This is a genomic window from Pseudomonas sp. EA_65y_Pfl2_P74 (genome assembly GCF_963970575.1).
Classification (GTDB): domain Bacteria; phylum Pseudomonadota; class Gammaproteobacteria; order Pseudomonadales; family Pseudomonadaceae; genus Aquipseudomonas; species Aquipseudomonas baetica_A.
On the sequence record NZ_CAXAOQ010000011.1, the window covers coordinates 1 to 21,347 of the forward strand.

Annotated in this window: 15 protein-coding genes and 1 tRNA gene; 1 reads left to right on the forward strand and 15 read right to left on the reverse strand. The window is 56.6% G+C overall.

Translation table 11 applies throughout. The annotated features are described in order from the left end of the window. On the forward strand, positions 1-186 hold a 186-nt coding region (locus AACY18_RS10765; protein ID WP_339464840.1), incomplete at its 5' end, for a hypothetical protein. A 113-nt stretch (positions 187-299) separates the two neighbouring features. On the opposite strand, the gene AACY18_RS10770 is transcribed toward AACY18_RS10765, so the two are convergent. The 15 genes from AACY18_RS10770 to AACY18_RS10840 all read right to left on the reverse strand — a co-directional run bounded on the left by AACY18_RS10770 (position 300) and on the right by AACY18_RS10840 (position 21,334). Further along, positions 300-2,141, reverse strand: coding sequence for a hypothetical protein (locus AACY18_RS10770; RefSeq protein ID WP_339464841.1), 1,842 nt, complete (start codon positions 2,139-2,141; stop codon positions 300-302). A 3-nt stretch (positions 2,142-2,144) separates the two neighbouring features. Then, the gene (locus tag AACY18_RS10775; protein ID WP_339464842.1) at positions 2,145-2,549 is read right to left on the reverse strand and encodes a hypothetical protein; all 405 of its coding nucleotides are present in this window, start codon (positions 2,547-2,549) and stop codon (positions 2,145-2,147) included. Positions 2,550-3,092: 543 nt separating this feature from the next. Beyond that, positions 3,093-6,446 carry a hypothetical protein gene (locus AACY18_RS10780; protein WP_339464844.1) on the reverse strand — a complete coding sequence of 1,118 codons (3,354 nt, stop codon included), beginning with the start codon at positions 6,444-6,446 and terminating at the stop codon, positions 3,093-3,095. Continuing rightward, positions 6,443-7,822, reverse strand: coding sequence for a tyrosine-type recombinase/integrase (locus tag AACY18_RS10785; RefSeq protein WP_339464846.1), 1,380 nt, complete (start codon positions 7,820-7,822; stop codon positions 6,443-6,445). Before AACY18_RS10785 ends, AACY18_RS10780 begins: the two co-directional genes overlap by 4 nt. Before the next feature lie 686 nt (positions 7,823-8,508). After that, positions 8,509-8,582, reverse strand: a tRNA-Gly gene (locus AACY18_RS10790). Positions 8,583-8,836: 254 nt separating this feature from the next. Then, the gene (locus AACY18_RS10795) at positions 8,837-9,721 is read right to left on the reverse strand and encodes an alpha/beta fold hydrolase (RefSeq protein ID WP_339430718.1); all 885 of its coding nucleotides are present in this window, start codon (positions 9,719-9,721) and stop codon (positions 8,837-8,839) included. 317 nt (positions 9,722-10,038) lie between these two features. After that, positions 10,039-10,731, reverse strand: a complete 693-nt coding sequence (locus AACY18_RS10800; protein ID WP_339430719.1) for a pseudouridine synthase — start codon at positions 10,729-10,731, stop codon at positions 10,039-10,041. A 33-nt stretch (positions 10,732-10,764) separates the two neighbouring features. Then, positions 10,765-10,995, reverse strand: a complete 231-nt coding sequence (locus AACY18_RS10805) for a cysteine-rich CWC family protein (RefSeq protein ID WP_339464848.1) — start codon at positions 10,993-10,995, stop codon at positions 10,765-10,767. Continuing rightward, positions 10,988-12,475 (reverse strand): sensor domain-containing diguanylate cyclase, encoded by a 1,488-nt coding sequence (locus tag AACY18_RS10810; RefSeq protein ID WP_339464850.1) that lies wholly within the window; start codon positions 12,473-12,475, stop codon positions 10,988-10,990. Before AACY18_RS10810 ends, AACY18_RS10805 begins: the two co-directional genes overlap by 8 nt. A 218-nt stretch (positions 12,476-12,693) precedes the next feature. After that, entirely contained in the window at positions 12,694-14,466 is a 1,773-nt protein-coding gene (atzF, locus tag AACY18_RS10815; RefSeq protein WP_339464851.1) for an allophanate hydrolase, read from the reverse strand. Positions 14,467-14,490: 24 nt separating this feature from the next. Continuing rightward, on the reverse strand, positions 14,491-18,138 hold the full coding sequence (uca, locus tag AACY18_RS10820; protein ID WP_339464852.1) for an urea carboxylase: 3,648 nt from the start codon (positions 18,136-18,138) through the stop codon (positions 14,491-14,493). Between the two features lie 191 nt (positions 18,139-18,329). Beyond that, positions 18,330-18,983 carry an urea amidolyase associated protein UAAP2 gene (locus AACY18_RS10825; RefSeq protein ID WP_339430724.1) on the reverse strand — a complete coding sequence of 218 codons (654 nt, stop codon included), beginning with the start codon at positions 18,981-18,983 and terminating at the stop codon, positions 18,330-18,332. An 11-nt stretch (positions 18,984-18,994) separates the two neighbouring features. Beyond that, positions 18,995-19,720: an urea amidolyase associated protein UAAP1 gene (locus tag AACY18_RS10830; RefSeq protein ID WP_339430725.1), complete on the reverse strand. Its 726-nt coding sequence runs from the start codon at positions 19,718-19,720 to the stop codon at positions 18,995-18,997. 13 nt (positions 19,721-19,733) lie between these two features. Next, entirely contained in the window at positions 19,734-20,522 is a 789-nt protein-coding gene (locus tag AACY18_RS10835) for an ABC transporter ATP-binding protein (RefSeq protein WP_339464853.1), read from the reverse strand. Continuing rightward, positions 20,519-21,334, reverse strand: a complete 816-nt coding sequence (locus tag AACY18_RS10840) for an ABC transporter permease (protein ID WP_339430727.1) — start codon at positions 21,332-21,334, stop codon at positions 20,519-20,521. Before AACY18_RS10840 ends, AACY18_RS10835 begins: the two co-directional genes overlap by 4 nt. Positions 21,335-21,347: the final 13 nt, after the last annotated feature.

Sequence of the window (21,347 nt, forward strand, 5' to 3'; positions counted from 1 at the left end):
GCCCGATGCGTCGTCAACCGGAACACTGCTGCTAAGCTTATCCACAATTGCTGTGGCAAAAATCAGCAATCCGTCCTGGGTCATTTTTCAATCGGCAGGGTGGGTCAGTTTTCAATCAGCGCCAACATGCCGACCAGTCGAAGCATGTTTTCCATCACTGCCGAAGGGGGAGAAACGAGTCTGTAATTTACCCTGAAGCTGGTCAAGCTGTAGCCCCAGATGATTAGTCTTTCAGGCGGGCCACATGATCATGGATTGACGAAGATACCGTCCCTTGCTGCCCAGATCGGGCCGCATTCCTACTCAACAGTTGGCGTGATCCGTTGCATAGAAACGCCCACTACTGAGGCCCCGGCTTCTGACAGGTCATGAGCGAAGGCTCCCACCAAATCTACACCGTACTCTTCGACCGCCCGAGCAAGCCCCGACACTCTAGCCACGCCGGCAATCACCATAGCGCGCCTTACGCCCGCGTGCAGTGCGTCATCGATAGTCATGGCGGCTCCAAGGGTGCATACAGACTCCCTCACCGTCTCCGTGTCGATCCGCCAGTGTCTACCCTGAGTCTCGACACGCAAGCCACGGTCATCAGTCGAGACCAACCTGGCATAGCTAACGCTTTTGGGAAGCGTCTGTTTGAGGAGCAGTCGATCTCCCTTAGAGTAGGTGTTCCACTGCGTTTCCAAGGCCACCGGCTTACCACGCTCGCGCACTAACTCGTTGATCACCTCACAGAGTTGGTAGCTGTCGCATATGGCGACAAGGTTGGGATCAGCCTGCAGTCCCGCGACAGCTTGATCCAGAGAAGATTGACCTGAAGGTAGGCTCGAGACAGCGCCAAGAGGCGGCTCAATGTGGTGACTGGGGAAGTAGCCTTGGAGCTGATTGACAATGCGGCTATTCAAGCTGCCGTCGACTGCAGTTTTTTGGTTGCACAGAAAGACGACCCGGTCACGGGGGGTGAAGTGGCCTAGTAGCAGGGATACTTCAACCGCGCTGTAACATTGAAAGTCCCAGACAATAAAGGTTCGGTACTCGCCTCGTTCGGCAGGTATAGATTCCCAATGTACCAGATGGGCTTCGGAGCCATACCGCCCAGCTAGACCCTGATGAACAATACCCGGTTCAGAGCCTCCTAGAATCTGCAGAATGGAAGAAAACTCGTCACAGAACGACGCAGCCGATTCGTTACCTGAGTAAGTAAATATGGAAAACCGCGAATTAATCGCGTCGCCAACAAGCTGGCCGTGGTCAGAGTCATTGAGGGCTCCGTATAAACTGGAATACCGGACGTAGGCATACTCGATCTCGCGGTCGGAGTATGTAGGAAAAAAGGCATGAGTTAGCTTCTGGAGTTGCGAGCGTATTGAACTCTGGATCAGGTGATGGCCCATGAGTTGAAAATTATCATGGTGTCCAACAACCAGATGCTTGTCCAGGCAATCAGGTAGCGCCGACCTGAGAGACGCCGGGAGATCTGAGGCATTCAAAACCGTTGCCCCCCGCTTGGCGTCGGTGAGCATCTTGGCGATTAGCTGATAACTGGGAGTGCTCGCGAGCTTGCTGGCGGTCGAGGAGTTATCCTGCAAATGTCTAATACCCAGGAATGGAAACGCTTTGGCGGGCGTCTCAAATAGTGCACGAGTGCCTTCGGGGCCATGGAGGTGGCATATATTAAGCGCCTGATAGTGACAAAAGCCGGATTCAAGCATGAAGGTGGCTGCATCGACGAGGCAAGATTGACGATGGAAATGATAGGCCAGCTGACTTGCATACGGCTCAGAGATGTACATGCACAGAGCTCTGTGATCCTGCTGTTCCAACGCCAATAGTGCGGCTGAGATACCCTGGGTACTCAAAGCCAGGAGCCTAACTTGCTCGCGCCTTGGTAAGTACAGTTCTGGCAAGTAGAAGTGGTGCTTGACCAGCAGGTGCCAATGAGCGGCTGAGGTCGACGTAGGCGTAAAATCTTTCCTTCCTTGAGAACGGCGCACGCTGTATGTTTTGCCTGGTAGGATTGCAGTCGTTGGTGCGCGTTCAAGCCTGAGAACCACGCGCCGTTGATTCCAAGGTAATACACCTTTGACGACTACAGTACCGTCAAGGCGGTGTATCACTTTAACGATCAAATACGTCGCCATTAGTTAGTCCACTATCAATCGCTGGTTGTAAAGATCCTTCCAGCGCGCTTGGCTTTTTAGTAGTTCCCTCTTGAGTTTTTCATTATCTGATAAAACCTTGTGGAGCGAAACGTTGAGTTTTCCAAGTTTTGGCGGTGTGGAGGATGACACGCAGTTTGACAACACCGAAGCATGAGTGTTTAGAAGACTAACAATCGCTCGCATATCATCATGTCCTCGACCTGGATAAAAACATTGGCGCGTACAACCCACCAGCACGGCTAGGGATGAAAGATTGACTTCGCCATGATGCAGCGTCAGGCTCTGGCCGCTGCGTAAAATATCAACTACGGCCTTCTGGAGCTTTATAGCCTTTGTGTTGCTAACTGGCATTTTCAATATTGTTTCGATAAGCGTTTTAACGTCCATTTTTCCACTCCAGGTAGACTTTGCAGTTATTGTTGGGTGTTACTAGCTCATCTTCCTCCGAAAATGTCTCTAGGTTATATAGAGCGCCGTCTTTGAATTGTAGATTTCTCTGGCATTTCAAGATGTCATCAATAAGCATGCAAAGGCTATCTAGGTCGAATAACCGTGGATCGGACTTTACGATTTTGGGTGCCACCAATCCTAGTTTGTTGTGCGGGCTTTTCAGCTCTTTTTCTAAAATGGATACCTTTCGTGTGAGCTCAATATTCCGAATCTTAAGCGCATCGACTGAAGGCTCGTCGGTTTCCTTTGTGGCTCTTGAAACTAAATCCTTAATATATTTGTTTAGTAGCTTTCGATGTTCGCTTGTAGGCTTTCGAAAGATAGACGGATCAATGTCCAACTGCCTGCCAACCTCTAGCGTTAGCCGGTTAATCGAGGGGAACGGCTTCCCCTTCTTAAGAAGTATTAAACAGCTCTCGATACTTCGGAGGGTGTTGGCAAGCTGGTTTGCCTGGTAGGCAGCGCAGTTTGGTTTCCGTTTCATTGAAGCTGGCTACCGATTGAGAGAGAGTTAGAGTCGATGCGTTCAGCAATGTCAGCCACGGACAGGTTCATAGTTCCCATGATCGAAAGGACTTGCCCAACATACTTGTCCCGGTCAGGGCCTTGAGCAATGGCCATCTTAAGTAAGTCGGGATTCTTTGCGATTTTTTCAATCATGTATGGGTAGTTATGTGAGGCGAATTGAGGGTAGTCCTGACTGTCAAGCAGCTGAGCTATCACTCGTTGTGCAGGATTATTCATATCAATCTCATGAGACTGGAAGTCTTTAAGATCTCGCATTCTGGTAATCAATCGCGGTTCAGAAGCGTCCTTGTCGAGGCGATCTTTTAAAGCCTGCCTCACCAAATGGTAACTCCCCAATTCAAGCTTCGCCACGGTCAGTTCGTGATGGATAGCCTCGATTTCATGTCTGTTGGCTTTGCTTGCCTTAAGGGTTTTTAATTTGCTCACAAGACTTTCCGATTCACCGGTCAGTTTTCTGATCAAACAGTTTATCGCCGGCAAGTGATCGATACCGAACACGGCAATCGGGCACAATCCACATACTCTTGATCGGCCAGTGAAGGCGATAAGGCATTTAGGGCAATTCCCGTTTTTAAGGCAAATACAGTTCGTATAAAAGCCTACATCCGGATTTTTGTCGGTAGCGATAATCTGCATACCGGTCTTTTCATGCTCGATAACTGCTGAGCTTACGCTAATGAAGTTTTGATCTTGGGATAGTTTGGTTCGGTTTGTACGCCAGCCGACACTAATAGCATTGGGCGTCATATAGGCGTTGCTTGCGGCAGGAGTCATTTGCGCCCAAGCGCTACGCATTATCAGTTTATTAGATTCTGATATCGCCTTAATCGACTCGGAGATATTCGGGACGGTGTAGTAATCTGTGGTGTGAGCGTTTTTATGGGCGACTTGCTGCTGAGCAACTCGAATGTCAAGGTGGCCATAAATCCGGGCGTGTGTGAGCCAGGTAGCTCTAAGTGAGTGTGGAGTATGGACAGACCTAATTTGCCCATGTTTGTTATACGTGACGAATTGGTGGTGGCGCTCTGAGGGGACTAGAGTGTTGTAAACGTCCTGTACACCATAAAGTAATAGCGCCCATTTTTCGGAGTAATTGGAGTCAGAAAAGGGAAGCCCATGACTATTCCAAGGGCTGCGGAATAGGGAGTAGATTTCTCCGTACTCTTTAGGGTCTGTAGGGTCATTTTCATAGTATGTCGGAGGGAGGGGGCGTTGGAACACCTCGCGCTGAAAATGTCGTTCGGCGATTAAGGCGTTCATGACGTCATCAGGAATTACGACTGGACGATCTTGGCCGTCTTTGTCTGTATTTACATAAAGAATGCAGGAGTTGAGTATTCGATGCTCAGGCTTGCTAAGTAAGTTGTCAAATGTATTAATATCGAGCCACTGGCAGTTTTGAAGGCGCAATCCACCATGTAGGGCAACGGAGAGCATCCTTGTAACGCTGATCCAAGGCATATAAACTTCGGTAGTAGCGGCTCCATACCGGCCCGGATACCAAGAGTAGACGTTAATGATACGCGTGAGTGAAATAACTAGCGCGTCATCTTCGTCGTCAGGATTGCTAATCTGGATGTCGTGGCTCAAACCAAGTTCATGTAGGTTGATCCACTCTGCTCGTCGGACTTCATCCAGTTGATTGCCTCTGAGTCTGCCCGTGAGGATCTGCTGTTGAAGAGATAGACCGATTTTATCAACGGCTTGGACGTATGCTTTAGCGATTACGGTTGAGTCAAGAGGAAGAACCACCTTGTCGGTACTTCCGCGTGCGCCGCTTCCAGAGCGATCAACCTTCAAGCTAACTGGATTATCAAATCCTGCCTCAACGGCAAACTCTACTCCGGCCTTTATGACTGCCTTGTCAACAATAATCACTTCGAAAAACTCGTGAATATTGGCTACGAATGCTGCCTTTGTTTTGGCGGAATATGTGGCGTCATAATACTGGCTCAGTGTACAAGGGACGGTGATCCCGTCGAGCTTTTTTCCTACCCCAAAAAGATTGGCTTCGAGATCCTCTTTGGATATCGTGTTATTCCAGAAAATCACTCTTTCAAATTCGGATGGTCGTTCGGGGAAACGAACAATCGAACGAGGATTCTCTTCAAACCACAGTGGGAGATAACAAAATACATAATCTAAAAGAAAATTGATCGCCTGTATTTTTTTGGAGCGGTAGCGGGTCGAGTGACTTTGTCGCTCAAGATATGCAAGGTAATAGTTTGCCGCTGCTAGCCAAAACCTCGAGAGGTTTTCGATGTTTATGTGCTCGCTACCAGGATAAAAATTGTTCTTTAGCCAAGAAAAATTTTTTGTGTCGCGTTCAGGTTTGGGTGCGAGTATTGAGCGTTGTTCAATGCTTAGCTCTGACTTATTGGCGAGCTGTTTGGCAATCTCGTTATCCCTAACCCGTTTTTTAAGCGCAGTCTTTTCTCTCGCCCAATTAGACTGGTAGTGTCGTCTGGCGCGCTCGCGCTGCTTTGGAGTCATCTCCAAGGCGTCCTCGAACGGAACTGCGAAATAATCCTTGAACTCTTCAATTGTCATCTTAAAGTCGTGGGCTGTAGACGACGAAGTGGATTTTGCCTGTAGATACTGGTGGTACTTCTCTAAATGATAGGCGTCTCCAGGAGATATGATATTAGGGTGCCTGGCGGCAAAAGTTTGGATCCATGGCAGATATCGGAAAACATTTGGGTCGTGCACCCTATTGTCGCAAACACTTGGTGCTGCTTCCCAAAGCTCTTCAAAGCTTACGTCCTCAGCCTTTAGCCAGCTAGTTCTGTATTGGAAAACTCTTGAAGCTCTGGTGGTCTCTGGAAAGCCCTCTGAGTGCTCATAGATAAAACCTTTGCTTAATGATTCAAGCAGAGGGAATTTCGACCAGACACCTTGGAGCTGGAATGTGTGAGGCAAGGTCGCTAGGCCTTTCGACCACAAGATGAAAAACATTGCCCGAAACGATACCCGTAATCCCATAGCGTCTTCTAAGAAGACTGGTAGGCATCCAGTTATCTTCTCATAAAGCGAACTCGCGATGGCATTGTCTTCTGTTTTGAGTAGTGCCAAGTCATACATTAGGTCAAGGTGAGTTCTGTTGATTTTTTTGAAGCCAGTTAAGCTTCTAAGAATGAAAAGCGAAAACCTGCTCCGATCCTGGCGACTAGAGCTGTCCAAGGCTTGGTCAACTTTATGGCCAAACTCCATTCGCATTTGTTTGCAAAGTTTTTTGAAGGCCTCTCGCACCTCTTTCTGGATGTTTACATTCGGTGCTAAGTTTACTTTTTCGGAGGTATTAATCATGCGGCAATTCGCTCCGAAAGGTCATAGGCAAGCTCTGCGTATACAGCGGATCTGATCTGGTCAATGTTAGGATTTCTACCCCACAAAGCTTTCATGCGTTCTGCTGACTCGATTTCGGCGATCACAGTCTCTTCGCTGAGTCGAGCGTACTTTTCCGTTGACCTGATGTCCTTGTGGCCCATCAAAAGCTTTATCTCGGATAAAGTAAGACCCATCTGATTACGACCGGGGATGTAAACAAAGTTTCTTGCCCATACCCCGTAAAAATGTCTCAGGCTGTGAGAGGTATAGGGCGCACCAGTCGCAGGAGACATAGTGCCGAGATCCACCTGCGCCTTCCTCAAGGCTCTATTCAGACTTCTGTTGAGCGAATTCATATTCCTCAAGAAAAGCAAGGGCTCCCCGTAAGTATGCTTTTCGTTCGAAACGAATAGATAGTCACTGTCTGTTGTTGGGCGGATATCAAGATAGTCGGCCAGGGCTTCAAAAAACATGTTTTTGAAAGGCTCGAACATGACAATGGACGCAAGTGTCCTGCCTTTGAATGGCAGCTTTCGCGCTGCTTTCTCCGCCGCAGGGTTGCGATGGTAGTTGGGATCTTCAATTTTGATTGTCCTCGCATCAATATCGATGTCTGACCTTCGGATCCCCCAAACTTCGGAGTGGCGCAATCCTCCTCCGGCAATCATGACAGCGGCGCATCGGCTTTCAGGATCTTCAATGTCATTGAGTAGTGTCAGAACATGTTCAGTGGGGAAGCTCCGACTTACCTGGGAGCCTTTGACCTTACCGCCAGGAATGCCACCTGGGGCGTAAGCGTGGGCATCCTTGGGGGTATTTCCGAACGTCAATGTATTGTTGTGAATGTTGTCCATTTCGGCTTTGGTACGCCGTCTGTCCTGCGTTTGGGGCAGGGACATGACATTGGAGAATGCGTCACTCTTGGTTAGGATCCGCATGAGGGATGCCAAGTCATTGAGCTTCATTTGGCTCGTGCGAAGGAAGTCATTGACCCCGGCCAAATATGTCTGGGCACTCCCAGATTTTACTGGCGTCTTTCCCAGGGCTTTAGCAGCTCGGCGTACGATGAAGTCAGTGCTGTTAATCCCTTTGGTCAAAAACTCCCAGTACAGGTTGATGGTCTTTTGGGCAACCTCGGGCGGCATGGGTGTGCCTCCCATCACACCTGTTTCGTAGCAGTAGTCGAAGAAATGCGCTACCGAGCTGCAATACTGGTAGGGCACTGACTCACCAAACGCATGGCCCACTTCTTTCGTTTTGTATCCCGCATACCTGTTGAAGGCGTCAATCGGACGCCCTGTGGCGGTCTCGAAGAGGCGAGGTGTATCCATCTGAATGAGATAAACATGCTTCACAGGCTTTTCCTTCTGGCCTGGGAGCCCCAAGCTGGCAGTCGAGCATCTGTCTTTAGGGATAGAGAAGACTGACAATTCTTGGTTAAAACTTTAATCATGTATTGACACTCTTTTCTAAATGGTGTAAAAAATCGTGCCGGATTTTACACATTTAGATTTCGCGTTGTGTAATTCCATTTCGAAATTAAAAGTCATCCATTGATGTTTTTCAGGAATATGGTGGGTGATTTGCCCTAGTCCGTTGCGTTCAGGGCGGATGCCTATTGACCTCTCAGGTTGCTCGGCGACAAGTCCGCACCATTCTTCGAGTCTCTTGTCCCATTCCTTCGCGCGACCAGCCAGGCACCCATCGCACATGCTGCAGTGCGAGAGCTGAGTTCGGCTTAGGGGCTCGCGGTGCGTCAGCAGAGGCTGTTTAAGTTTGTCGTAGCGGACGTTCTATGTGTGAGTCGCGACCGAATGCATTCCTGCTTGCCTTAGACCTTTTGAGCGCGTCTGACAGTTGATGACTGTTTGGCTTTGAAGCTCGGTTTTCTTTGTTCACAAACTGATGTGAGCGCAGGTGGTCGCTGATGTACGCGGAGAAAGAACTGCTTGATTGGAAGGCGGGTCTAGATGAGCGAGAGCGCTGATCGGAGAGGCTAGGGGCGGAGAGCCCGTATTTACTGGGGGGAGGAGCAATTTTATGGAGCGGGTAGAGGGAATCGAACCCTCAACTAAAGCTTGGGAAGCTTTCGTTTTACCACTAAACTATACCCGCGTTTTGCACGTTCCTTTGCTCACAAAACGACATGTCCTATAAGAACCCTCGTCGGAAGCTTGGGAAGCTACTGTTCTACCATTAAACTATACCCGCTCAGAGCGGCTGACTTTGTACCAGAGTCGCCAACGAATTTGAAGTTTTCTTTTGCGTGCGATGGCTTTAAATCGCTGAAAACGGTCAATCGCGGGCGAGCGCTGCGGGTAAGTAAACGAAAACCTCAACCCGGCAGGCTCGCTCGCGACGACGCTTTTTCAAATGGCCAGTGCATGGTGATCCTGAACAAACGAGTAACGCGTTCGGCTCGCCTGCGGTGCCGGTTTCAGAAAGCCGAGCAGGGCGTTCTGGCTATCTCGGCAGGCAGCCTTGTGCTCCATGTCGAGAAAGTGCCCGGTGGCCTGCAGCGTGGTGAAGGTGCTCTGAGCCACATGGTTGCCGAACAGGCGCGCATCGTCGGCGGCGGTGTACTCGTCCCATTCACCGTTGAGAAACAGCACCGGCACGTTGATTTTCTGCGCTGCATTCAAATAGCACAGACGATCACTGTGCAGCACGTCGCTGATGTGGAAGTGCATCTGCCCGTATTCGTGCTCGGCCAGGCTGCTGACGTGGCGGTAGTTGAAGCGCTTGAACAGCGACGGCAGGTGCTTGCCGATGGTGCTGTTGACCAGTTCACCGACCCGGTCGCCATCGCGTTGGCCGAGATAGTCGACGCCGCGCTCCAGGTAATCGAGCATGTGCGCGTTGATCACCGGAGAGAACGAGCTGATCACGGCTTTTTCGATGCGCCGAGGCTGGTGTGCGAGGGCAACCAGTGTGGCGGCGCCGCCCCAGGAAAACGACAGCACATGCTCAGCGCCGAAGTGGTCGATCAGTTCCAGCAGGATCTGCCCTTCGACTTCTTTCGTCAGATGTTTCTCGTGCAGGTTGTGGGCTTTTGACTTGCCCGCGTAGGGCTGGTCGTAGCAGACCACGTTGAATTGCGGGTGCAGGTTTTTCACAGTCTGTGCAAACGACGCAGTCGTGGCCATCGAGCCGTTGACCAGGATGATGGTCTTTTCTGCGGCGTCTGCGCGATAGAACTCCGTGTAAACCCGATACTGACCCTGTATATCCAGCACAGCGATTTCTGGCCTCATGTCATAAGACTCCTGGCAAGCAAGCGGGTATGCGCGCAAATAGAGATTGCACGAGCTTTGTGACAGGTAGGCATACGCCTGAAATTTGCTTGGCCCATGTCGATCCGGTACGGCAGGTCGACGGGTATTGTTATTGGCGGGCAGTCTGCCGGCTGAGGCGCAGCCCTGAGGGCTGTCTACCGGCAAAAAGTTTCTTAGAGGTATGTTGTGACTCGTCGGTCACATTTCGGCCGACGTCCTGATTCAAGCAGGGGGATCGGGATCGCGCAAGTGCCGTTGGTAAATTCTTTGACGACTTCTGCTGAGCGGTCGCGGCTTTAGAACAATTGAATCTCTTCGGTGCGCAAAGCGCGGTACTCGCCCGGTTTTAGCGCGTGATCGAGCAGCAACGGGCCGATGGAATCGCGGTGCAGGCGCAGGACTTTATTGTTGAAGTGACCAAACATGCGCTTCACCTGATGGTAGCGGCCCTCGACGATGCTCAAGCGCGCCGACCTTGGGCCGAGCAACTCCAGATGCGCCGGCTGCGTGGTCAGATCCTCGAAAGCAAAGTAGATCCCCTCGGCAAACGTGAGCGCATAGTGCGCGCCAATGTCCTGTTCGGTCTCCACGTAATAGACCTTCGGCAATTTGGTCTGCGGCTGGGTCAGGCGTCGCGACCAGGTGCCATCGTTGGTGATCAACATCAGCCCGGTGGTGTTGAAGTCCAGGCGTCCGGCGATGTGCAGGTCGTCTTTGTCCGGCTCATCGATCAGGTCGAGCACGGTCGGGTGTTGTGGGTCGCGGGTGGCGCTGACGCAACCTGCAGGTTTGTGCAGCATGAAGTAGCGCGCCGGTTTGCCGAGTTGCAGCACTTGGTCATCGACTTCGACGCGGCTGAACTCCAGTACATCGCTGTGGGGATCGATGACGACTTTTCCGTCAACCCGCACGCGCTTTTCCACCAGCAACAGGCGAACCTGCTGACGGTTGTAGCGGGGTAGATTGCTGAGGAAGCGGTCAACGCGCATGTTCAGGTTTCGCTGGGTGAAGGGGCGCGCATCTTACGGGATCGTCTGGCTGGCCGCTTGCAGTTGCGCCTGGACCTGCGCGCACCGTGGGCACAGGCAGGATGTGTCGCGCCGTTCGGGCGGCAATGCTTCGAGCACTGCCGGGTCGATGCTCACGCCGTAGCACCAGCAGGCGCGGTCGGCGGTGCGTGGGTCGGCCAGGCTGCAGTCGTTGCGGGTACCGCAGGCCGGGCAGAGGTCGGGTCTTGCATTGATGTCAGGCATAGGTCGAGTGGGGCATTTCCACGCAGGTGCGGTTGCGGCCGGTTTGCTTGGCCCGGTACATCGCATGATCGGCCCGGGACAGCAGGCTGTGCAAGGTGTCATCGCGTTGCAGGGTGGTGGCACCGATGCTCACCGTCAGATTTAGCGTATGGCCGTTGTAGGCATATTTGTGCTGTTCGACGTGCTGACGGATCTTCTCGGCAATGTTCTGACCGGTTTCGCCGTCGGTGTCCTTCAGCAAAACGATAAATTCCTCACCGCCCCAGCGGCAGACGATGTCGGCATGGCGCAGGCAACTCTGTAGATCCCGGGCGAAACCGATCAACACTTGATCGCCTGCCATGTGGCCGTAGGTGTCGTTCAGCACTTTGAAGTGATCGAGATCGAGCAGCAACGCGGTCAGCGGCTTGGTCTCGCGTTGCGCTTCGTGCAGGGCTTGCGCGGCCAGCAGATCAAAGCCGCGCCGGTTCGGCAGTTCGGTGAGGCTGTCGAGCGTGGCCTGGGCCTGGATTTTCGATTGAAACCGTTTGATCACACGGTTCAGCACTGCCAACACAATCAAGGTCACCAGCAGGCAAATCAGCAGATTGAGGTACAGCGACTGACGGATTTCACTCAGTGCACCGTCCTCGCGTTTATCAACGAACAGGTACCAGTTCAACTCCGGGATAAACCGCACGTTGAGGAAGTGCCCCTGGCCGTGGGCGGAGTATTCGTAGCTGCCGCTGTGGGGCTTGGGCAATTGGCTGACCAGGCTTTTCATGCTGTCGATTTCGCCGAGGCTCTGGCCAATGTGCGCGCCTTCAGGTCCGCCCTGGGCACCGGTCAATACCAGCCGGCCAAAGGTGTCGACGAAGTAAACACTGCGTTGATAGCGCTGTTGGTATTTGTCGATCAGCTTGATCACCGCGTCCACCGTCAGGCCGACACCCGCCGCGCCGATGAAGCGGTTGTGGTAGTCGTAGACCTTGTAGTTGATGAAGAACGTCAGGTTGTCCTTGTTGGCCAGATCCGGGTCGACATTGATCTCGTACGGGTCTTTCATGTCGCGCACGCGAAAGTACCAGGCGTCACGCGGCTCCTCGACCTTGACCTGCTTGAGCACGCCTTTGGCGTGGTAGTAGGTGAGGGTGCTGTTGGAGACGAAAAACGCGGTGTAGGCGCCGTAATGGGTCATGACTTCGTCGAGATAACGGGTCATCTGCTCGGGGTTCTGTTCGCCGTTTACCACCCAGTCGCGCATGAAGGTATCGCGGGACATCATCGAGGAAATCAGGATCGGCCTGACAAGGTCTTTCTGGATTTCCGAATACACGGTGTCGGACGTCAGCGGCAGTTCGGTGTTGACGATGTTGTCGCGGATCGACGTGCGCGAGGCGTAGTAGCTGAGCAACGAGGTGGCGAGGAAACCGGCGCCCAGCAGGGCGATCAGCGTCAACACCAGTGAACGTTGGGAGTACAGCGCAGAGCGATGCGGCATGGCAGATCCGTTGGCAGTGGCCCGATGGCAAACATTCTAACGGGACTGCGGGGCAAATATCTGCTCCATGTGCGGTGCGAATGGTCGTTCCTGTACTGGCCTGAAGTGGCGCCACCCCTTATCGGTGTGCGCCTGCTCGCGATGGGGCCGTGACATTCACCCATGGTGTGGCTCAAACACTGCTATCGCGAGCCGGCTCACGCCTGCCAAGGAGCGCCTCAGGCCAGGGTTTTCAGATAGGCCCGCCATCCGCCCAGATGGCTGATATCCACGGCGCCCTCCAAGCCATACGGCTCACAGATGAACCCGTTCTCCCAGCGCCCATCCGCCAGTTGCACCTTGCCCAGGCCGAGCGGGGCGGGAATACCGGTAAGGAAGGAGCCCAATTCGCTGCTCGGCAACTCCCAGACTTCCACCGCAATGGCCACGCCGCCATCCTTCACCCTGACCATGCCCGGGCGCTTCGTTGGGCCACCCGCCAGGGCGTGAAGTTGATAGTCCGGCGAGCTGAGCGTGGTTTCCAGCAAGCGCCCACCCCGTTGCGTGAGCTGCCCGTTCAACGGCAAACCATCCAGATGCGCGCCGCACACCACCACGCGCGCGCGGTCATTGCGCGCCACGTTCGCAGGTGATGGCTGCGCGCAATCTTGCTGGCGCTGCAGCGCATCCGCCACGCTCAACAGGTATTGATCGGTGAACGCCCGTCCGAACAGCGTCACGCCCCACGGCAAACCATTGGCCATGAACGCGCTTGGCACGGCGACGGCGGCGTAATCGAGCAGGTTCATGAAGTTGGTGTAGTAACCGAGTTCGGAATTGCGCAGCACCGGTTCGGCGTCCAATTGCGCCAGTGTCACGGGACGGCCGAGGGTCGGGGTCAGCACGCAGTCGAGGTTTTCGAGGGCCTGATCGCAACGCGCTTTCAGGGCTTGCAGCCGATATTGGGCGCGGAAGGTCTGCACGCCCGTCACCGCCGCAGCCTTGGCCAGCACGGCGCGGATCACCGGCAAGACCGCTTGGGGATTCTCTTCCATCAATTCGCCCGCCACGCTGTAGCGCTCGGCGACCCACGGCCCTTCGTACAGCAAGCGTGCGGCTTCCAGGAACGGCGACAAATCCAGCTCGACCGCTTCGCCACCCAGGGCCTGGAGCCGGTCGATGGCATCGCCGAACAGCAGCGGGCCTTCGACGCAGCCGAAAAACTCCAGATCCTGCGCACGCGGGACCCCGAAGCGAAACGGCTGTGGCGCACCGAATGCCGAGCCGTCATTCCACGCCGGATTAGGGCGGCTGTACTCATCCCGTGGATCGAGTTTTGCGGTCAGTGCCAACAACTGACTGGCCTCGCGCGCGGTCGCGGTAAACGTGGTGACGCAATCCAGCGTCCGGCACGCCGGCAGCACCCCGGCCGTGGAGATCAGCCCTTTGCTGGCTTTCAAACCGATCAGGTTGTTCAGGGCCGCCGGCACCCGCCCTGACCCTGCAGTGTCGGTGCCCAGGGCAAAACTCGCCACGCCCAACGCCACCGCCAGCGACGAACCGGCGCTGGAACCTCCGGACGGATATTGCGGCAACACGCTGTTCGGACATGCGCCGTAGGGTGAGCGGCTGCCATTGAGGCCAGTCGCAAACTGATCGAGGTTGGTCTTGCCCAGCGGCACCGCTCCCAGCGCAATCAACTGCTCGACGATGGTCGCCGAGCGCTGTGGCGTGTAAGCGAACGCCGGGCACGCGGCGGTGGTGGGGATACCCGCCAGATCGATGTTGTCCTTGATCGCAAACGGCACGCCGTACAGCGGCAGGCTGTCGATGTCGCGGCCGTCGAGGGCGGCGAGGTACGGCTCCAGTTCATCGACACTGACCAAGTGGATGAACAGGTGATAGTCGGGATTCAGCGCGGCGGCTTTTTCGCGCAGTGCAGGCAGCAATGTGCGGGGTGTTGTTTCGCCCTTGATATAGGCCTGGCGCAGAACATCGAGTTGCAGATTCATGAGTTGATCCTTTTACAAATGGGTTCAGTCGAGCTCCAGCACCACGACCCGTTGACCTGCGCGCACCGCCGAACCCGGCTGCACACGAATTTCGCGTACGACGCCAGCCATTGGCGCGAGCACAGGGATTTCCATCTTCATCGATTCGAGAATCACCAGCACATCACCCGTCGCGACGCGGCTGCCAGCCTCGACTTGCACTTGCCAGAGGTTGCCGGCGATATGGCTTTCGATGCTCTGCAGGCCGTGCGCCAACGGTGCGTCCTCGGTTGATGGCGGCGCCACCTCTTCGCTGTCGAAGTGCGCCTGACCACTGGCGATCCAGCGTTCGCGCTCGGCGTTGAACGCGCCTTGTTGTTGGCTGCGAAACGCACTGATGCTGTGCGCTTCGCGGCTCAGAAAATCCTGATACTCAGCGAGGTTGAGCTGGCTGTGCTCGATGTCCAGTTCAAAACGCCCGAGGGGGAAATCCCTGCGGATGCGCAGCAACGCTTCGGCGCTGACCGGGTAAAAACGAATCTGGTCGAAGAAACGCAGCAGCCACGGTTTGCCATCGAATGCCGCCACTTCGCGGTAGCGATTCCACATCTGTAACGTGCGCCCGACGAACTGATAACCGCCCGGGCCTTCCATGCCGTACACGCACAGGTAAGCGCCACCAATACCCACCGAGTTTTCGGCGGTCCAGGTGCGTGCCGGGTTGTATTTGGTGGTGACCAATCGATGGCGGGGGTCGAGCGGAGTGGCCACCGGCGCGCCGAGGTAGACGTCGCCAAGGCCCATCACCAGATAGCTCGCATCGAACACCGTGCGCTGTACTTCGTCGAGGTCCGGCAGGTCATTGATGCGGCGGATGAACTCCAGATTGCTCGGGCACCATGGGGCATCCTTGCGCACGGTGGTCATGTATTTCTCGATCGCCAACTGACAGGCCGGGTCGTCCCAGGACAGCGGTAAATGCACGATGCGCGACGGCACCTGCAAATCCTTGGCCGCGCACACCGCGTCCCACTCCCCGGCGACGATGCCGAGCAGGTCGGCGAGTGGCAATTGCTCGGGCTGGTAGTGAACTTGCAGCGAGCGAATGCCCGGCGTGAGGTCGATCACGCCGTGCAGGGATTTGCTTTCCAAAGCTTGCATCAGGGCGTGAGCGCGGAAGCGCAGGACCAGATCGAGTTCAGGCTCGCCGATTTCCAGCAACAGGTGAGTATCCCCACAGACTCGCGCAACAAGCCGCCGATCCCCCTGACCCAACTCCAACACCACGGGCGACACCAAACCCTGTGGGAGCGGGCTTGCTCGCGAAAGCGGTGTGTCAGGCACATCAATGTTGACGGACACGGCCTCTTCGCGAGCAAGCCCGCTCCCACCGTGAGAATCCCATTGCAGGGCGAGTTCGCGGGCGGTTTTGAGGTCCACCGGGATGAACTGGATTTTATCGCCAGCCTTGAGCTGCCCTAGCTGCCACAGATCGGCTTCGATCACCGTCACCGGGCACACAAACCCGCCGAGGCTCGGGCCGTCCGGGCCGAGGATCACCGGCATGTCACCGGTGAAGTCCACGGCGCCGATGGCGTAGGGATTGTCGTGAATGTTTGAGGGGTGCAACCCGGCCTCACCACCGTCGGCGCGCACCCATTCCGGTTTCGGGCCGATCAGGCGCACGCCGGTGCGGCTGGAGTTGAAGTGCACTTCCCACGGGCTCGCGAAGAAGGTGTCGATGGCGTGTTCGGTAAAGTATTCCGGTGCGCCGTGAGGGCCGTACATCACGCGAATCTGCCGCACGGCCGGCAACACGCTGATGTGCTGCGCCGCAAGTTGTTGACCGGCGCTGCGATCGGCCAGCGCCGGTATGTGCAACACGTCGCCAGTGCGCAGCGCACGACCGCCATGGCCGCCGAACTGGCCGAGGGTGAACGTGCTTTTGCTGCCCAGATAGTCCGGCACCTGCAAGCCGCCGCGCAGGCACAGATAACTGCGCGCCCCGGCGCCGTTGATACTGCCAAGGTTCAACGTCGCGCCCGCCGGGATCAGCAGCGCGGTGTTCATCGGCACGGTTTGACCCTCGCACGCCAAGGCAATCGGCGCCCCGGTCACCGCCACCACTGCCTCGCAGTTGAAGCGCAACATCGGCCCGCTCATGGTGATTTCCAGTGCCGCTGCGCCGTCGGCATTGCCAAGCAGGCGATTGCCCAGACGCAGCGCCCGGCTGTCCATTGGCCCCGAGGGCGGCACACCGACGGCCCAGTAACCGAGGCGACCGGGATAATCCTGCACGCTGGTTTGTGTGCCGGCGCTGAGCACCTCAAAGGTATTGGCGCGATAAACCAGGTTCTCCAGGCAACGGGTCCACGGCTCACCGCTGGCGAACGGGGTGTCGAGCAGAATCTGGCGCAGGTAATCGCGGTTGGTTTCCACGCCGTACAACTGGCTGTCACTGAGCGCCTGATGCAGTTCTGTGCGCGCTTGTTCACGGGTCGGTGCCCAGGCGATGACTTTGGCAATCATCGGGTCGAAGTATGGCGGGATCTCGCAGCCAGCCTCGACCCACGTGTCGATGCGCAACTGAATGCCGTTGGCCGGTGGGAATTCAACAGCCGTCAGCAGGCCCGGGCTTGGCTGAAAATCACGCCCCGGATCTTCGGCATACAAGCGCGCCTGAATGGCATGGCCGCCGGGTTTCAGGTCGCGGTACAACTCGGCGAGCGGCGCCAGCTCACCCGCGGCCAGTTCGACCATCCAACGCACCAGATCCACGCCCCAGACCTGTTCCGTGACGCCGTGCTCGACCTGCAAACGTGTGTTCACTTCAAGAAAATAGAAGCGCTGCGCCACGCTGTCGAAGACGAATTCAACGGTACCGGCGCTCCGGTAATTGACCGCTTTGGCCAGTTTGATCGCCGCTGCACACAGCTCATCGGCCATGCCGACTGGCAGGTTGGGCGCCGGGGTTTCTTCGAGGACTTTCTGGTTGCGCCGCTGCACTGAACAGTCGCGCACACCGAGGGCGATGACTTCGCCGCGACCATCGCCGAATACCTGCACTTCCAGATGCCGGGCGCGCTGAATGTATTTCTCGATGAACACCCCGGCGTCGCTGAAGTTGTTCTGGCCCAGACGCTTGACCGCTTCGAATGAGTCGCTCAATTCGCTGGCGCTGCGGCACACGCGCATGCCGATGCCACCGCCGCCAGCGGTGCTTTTGAGCATGACCGGGTAGCCGACGTGCTCGCCAGCGATCAGCGCCGCGTCGAGGCTGTCGAGCAGTTCGGTGCCTTCGAGCATGGGGACGCCGTGCTGTTTCGCCAAAGCGCGCGCGGTGTGCTTGAGGCCGAACACCCGCAGTTGCTCCGGCGTCGGGCCGATGAAGGCGATGCCTTGGGCTTGGCACGCTTCAGCGAAAGCGGCGTTTTCCGAGAGAAAACCGTAGCCGGGATGAATCGCCGTGGCGCCGCTTTCTTTGGCAATGGCGAGGATTTTATCGACCGCCAGATAAGTGCTGGCCGCTGCACCTTCGCCAAGGCTGTGGGCTTCATCGGCTTGCAGGATGTGCAGGCTGGCGGCATCGGCTTGGGCGTAAACGGCGACGCTTTTGACCTGCAACGGCGCGAGGGTGCGCAGAATGCGGCAGGCGATGGCGCCACGGTTGGCGATAAGGACTTTTTCGAACATGGCATAACCCCTGAAGGGGAAGCGGGCCGTCCCGCCGTTTTTCGACTGGCATCCGGGTCGTCCCGGATGAAACACACGTTCTCCCAATCAGTACAAAACCCTTGTGGGAGCGGGGCGTGCGGACGGTTTCAGGCACTGCCCGGATCGGGCCTGGCATAAGGCAAACAACCAGCGGCGCAAGCGGCGCAATTTCAGTTCCATACCAGCAGCTCCGCAGGGGTCGGGTTGTAGGCGTTGCACGGGTTGTTCAGTTGCGGGCAGTTGGAGATCAGCACGATCACGTCCATCTCGGCGCGCAGGTCGACGTATTTGCCCGGCGCGGAAATCCCGTCTTCGAAGGTCAGTCCACCGTCGGCAGTGACGGGGACGTTCATGAAGAAATTGATGTTCGGCCCGATGTCGCTTTTGCCCAGTCGCCCATCGTGCACGCAGGCGCGCAGGTAGTTGTCGCGGCAGCTGTGCATGTAGCGTTTTTCCAGGGCGTAGCGCACGGTGTTGCTCTCTTGCGCACACGCGCCGCCGAGGGTGTCGTGGCGTCCGCAGGTGTCGGCGACGAGGGTCAGCATCGGTTTGCCCAGATTGGAATAGAGCACGCTGCCGGTGCTCAGGTAGACGCTGTTCTGCCGACGCAAGGTGCGTTGCACGTCGTAGCGTTCTTTGGGGTTGGCGAGGCTGTAGAACAAGGTGTCGATCGCCTGGTTGCCTTCCAGATCAAGAATGCGCAGGGTCTGGCCGGCCTTGACCTCCATCAGCCAGGGTTCGCCGGCAGGGATGGTCGCGCGGTAGACCGCGGTGTCGGGTTGTCTGTTTTCGCAAACGTCAGCAGTAGCGATGGCAAATGACATGGCGGCGATCCTCAGGCGAACAAACGGTCAGTGTTGATAAATCCGCGCTCGTTTTCGGGGCGCGAGGTGCGGCAGTGTTCGGCGACGCTGGCGTCGGCGTTCATCCAGCTCAGCTTCAATGGTTTTGGCGCGTAGTCCGGCGCCGGGTCCATCGGGTGTTGCAGGGCGGTGAGCACCACCAGTGTGTCCATCGGTGCGTATAACTCGATGTAGTCGCCAGCCTTGGAGTGGTCTTCGACGAAATGCAAATGTCCCGCTTGATCGACGTTCACGCGGCTGAACAGGTTGAGGGTCATCAGCAGGTCGGACAGGCCCAGCCCCCACTTGCCCAGCTCCACCAACAGGTTGTCGGTGCCATTGCGAAAGAAGCCATTGCGCAGTTCCTGGTAGCGGCCCTGGCCGTACTTGTGCGCGACTTCTTCTGCGCAAAGCACACCGCCGAGGCTGTCGCTCCAGCCGCAAGTGTCGGCGGTGATGGCGGCCAGCACGCGGCCCATGTCCGAATACAGGCAGTGGCCGGTGGTGAGCTTGGCGGTGTGTTGGCATTTGAGGCTGTCGGGCAGGTTCAGCCGCTCGGTTTTTTCGTTGGCGTTGAGCAGGGTCAGGCTGACGTTGGCGCCACCGCGCAGATCGGTCAGGCGCAGCAATTGGCCACGCTTCAACACGAAGGAACGGTGACCGCCACCGGGCAGCATTTCTTCTGCGAACGGTGGGAACAGTTGGGTCGAATCAGTCATTGGAAAGTGCCTCTCAAGCAGTTCGAAGTGCGCCCGCCAGTGACGCCGGCAAGGCATCGACGGCGGCGCGTTGGGCGCGGCGGTCGCTGTTCAAAGGGATGTCATAGGTGATGCGTGCGCCATAGGCGCCGGGGGCGTGCGGGTCGAGTCGAACCTTGTCGAACACCAGCAGGCGAGTGCCGAGGCTGAAACCTTCGGACAGGTCATGGGTGACCATGAACACCGTCAACGGCGTCTCGCGCCACAGGTCCAGCAGCAGGGCATGCATGTCTTTGCGGATGCCTGGATCGAGTGCGCCGAACGGTTCGTCGAGCAGCAATACTCGCGGTTTCATGATCAGCGCCTGAGCAATCGCCAGCCGTTGCTGCATGCCACCGGACAGTTGCGCCGGATATTTGTCCAGCGCATGACCGAGGCCAACTTTGTGCAACAGCGCCGAAGCGTGTTCGCGTGCCTGGCGCCTGGCGCTGCCGAACAGACGCCCCAGCAACGGCGAGTGCGGTAGCTCAAGGCCGATGACGACGTTGTCCAGCACGCTCAGGTGCGGGAACACCGAGTAGCGCTGGAACACCACGCCACGGCTGGCATCGGGCTCGCTGGCCAGCGCTTGACCGTCGAGCAGAATCTCGCCGCGACTGGCGGTTTCCTGGCCGAGCAGCAAACGCAGGAAGGTCGATTTACCGCAACCGGACGCACCGACCAGCGTGCAGAACTCGCCCTCGTTGACGTTCAGGTTCAGGCCTTCGAGCACGACCTGATCGGCGTATTGCTGCCAGACGTTTTTCACACGGATGAAGCTCATTTGGCGGCCCCTTCGTACCAGGGAAATGCGCGCCGCGTCAGGTGTTTCAAACCCCAATCCATCAGCCAGGCGAGGAGGGTGATCCACACGACGTAAGGCAGGATGACGTCCATCGCCAGATAGCGGCGCACCAGAAAAATCCGGTAGCCGAGCCCGTCGGTGGAGGCGATCGCCTCGGCGGCAATCAGGAACAACCACGCTGAACCGAGCATCAGCCGCAGCGATATCAGCAAACGTGGCAGTAGTTGCGGCAGCACCACGCGCAGCATCAGCGTCCAGGTCGAGGCGCCGAGGGTCTGCGCCTTGATCAGCAACTCGACGGGGATTTCCCGGGCGCGCTGTTCCAGATCCCGAGCGAGTGCCGGTGTGATGCCGATCACGATCAGCATCACTTTGGACAATTCGCCCAAGCCGAAGACGATGAACAGAATCGGCAGGATCGCGAGCGGCGGCACCATCGACAGCACCGTCAGCAGCGGTGACAACGGCGCACCGAATAACGGTAAAGTCCCGGCAGCGATGCCCAGACACAGCCCGGCCAGCGCAGCGATACCGAGGCCGATGGCCAGGCGCCGCAGGCTCGAAGCGGTGTCCTGCCACAACAGGTAGTCACCGGTACGTTTGTCGGCATTGAAGGCCAGGCGTGTTACCGCGTCGCTCATTTGCACTGCGCTGGGCAGCAGTTTGTCGTTGGGGTTGTCTGCCAGTCGCTCGGCCGAACCCATGAAGTAGGCGAACAGCAACAACGCGAACGGCAGGATTACCAGCAACAAGCGGCTCGGACGATCCGGGTGGCGATTGATCAGGCGCATGGCCAAATCCTCC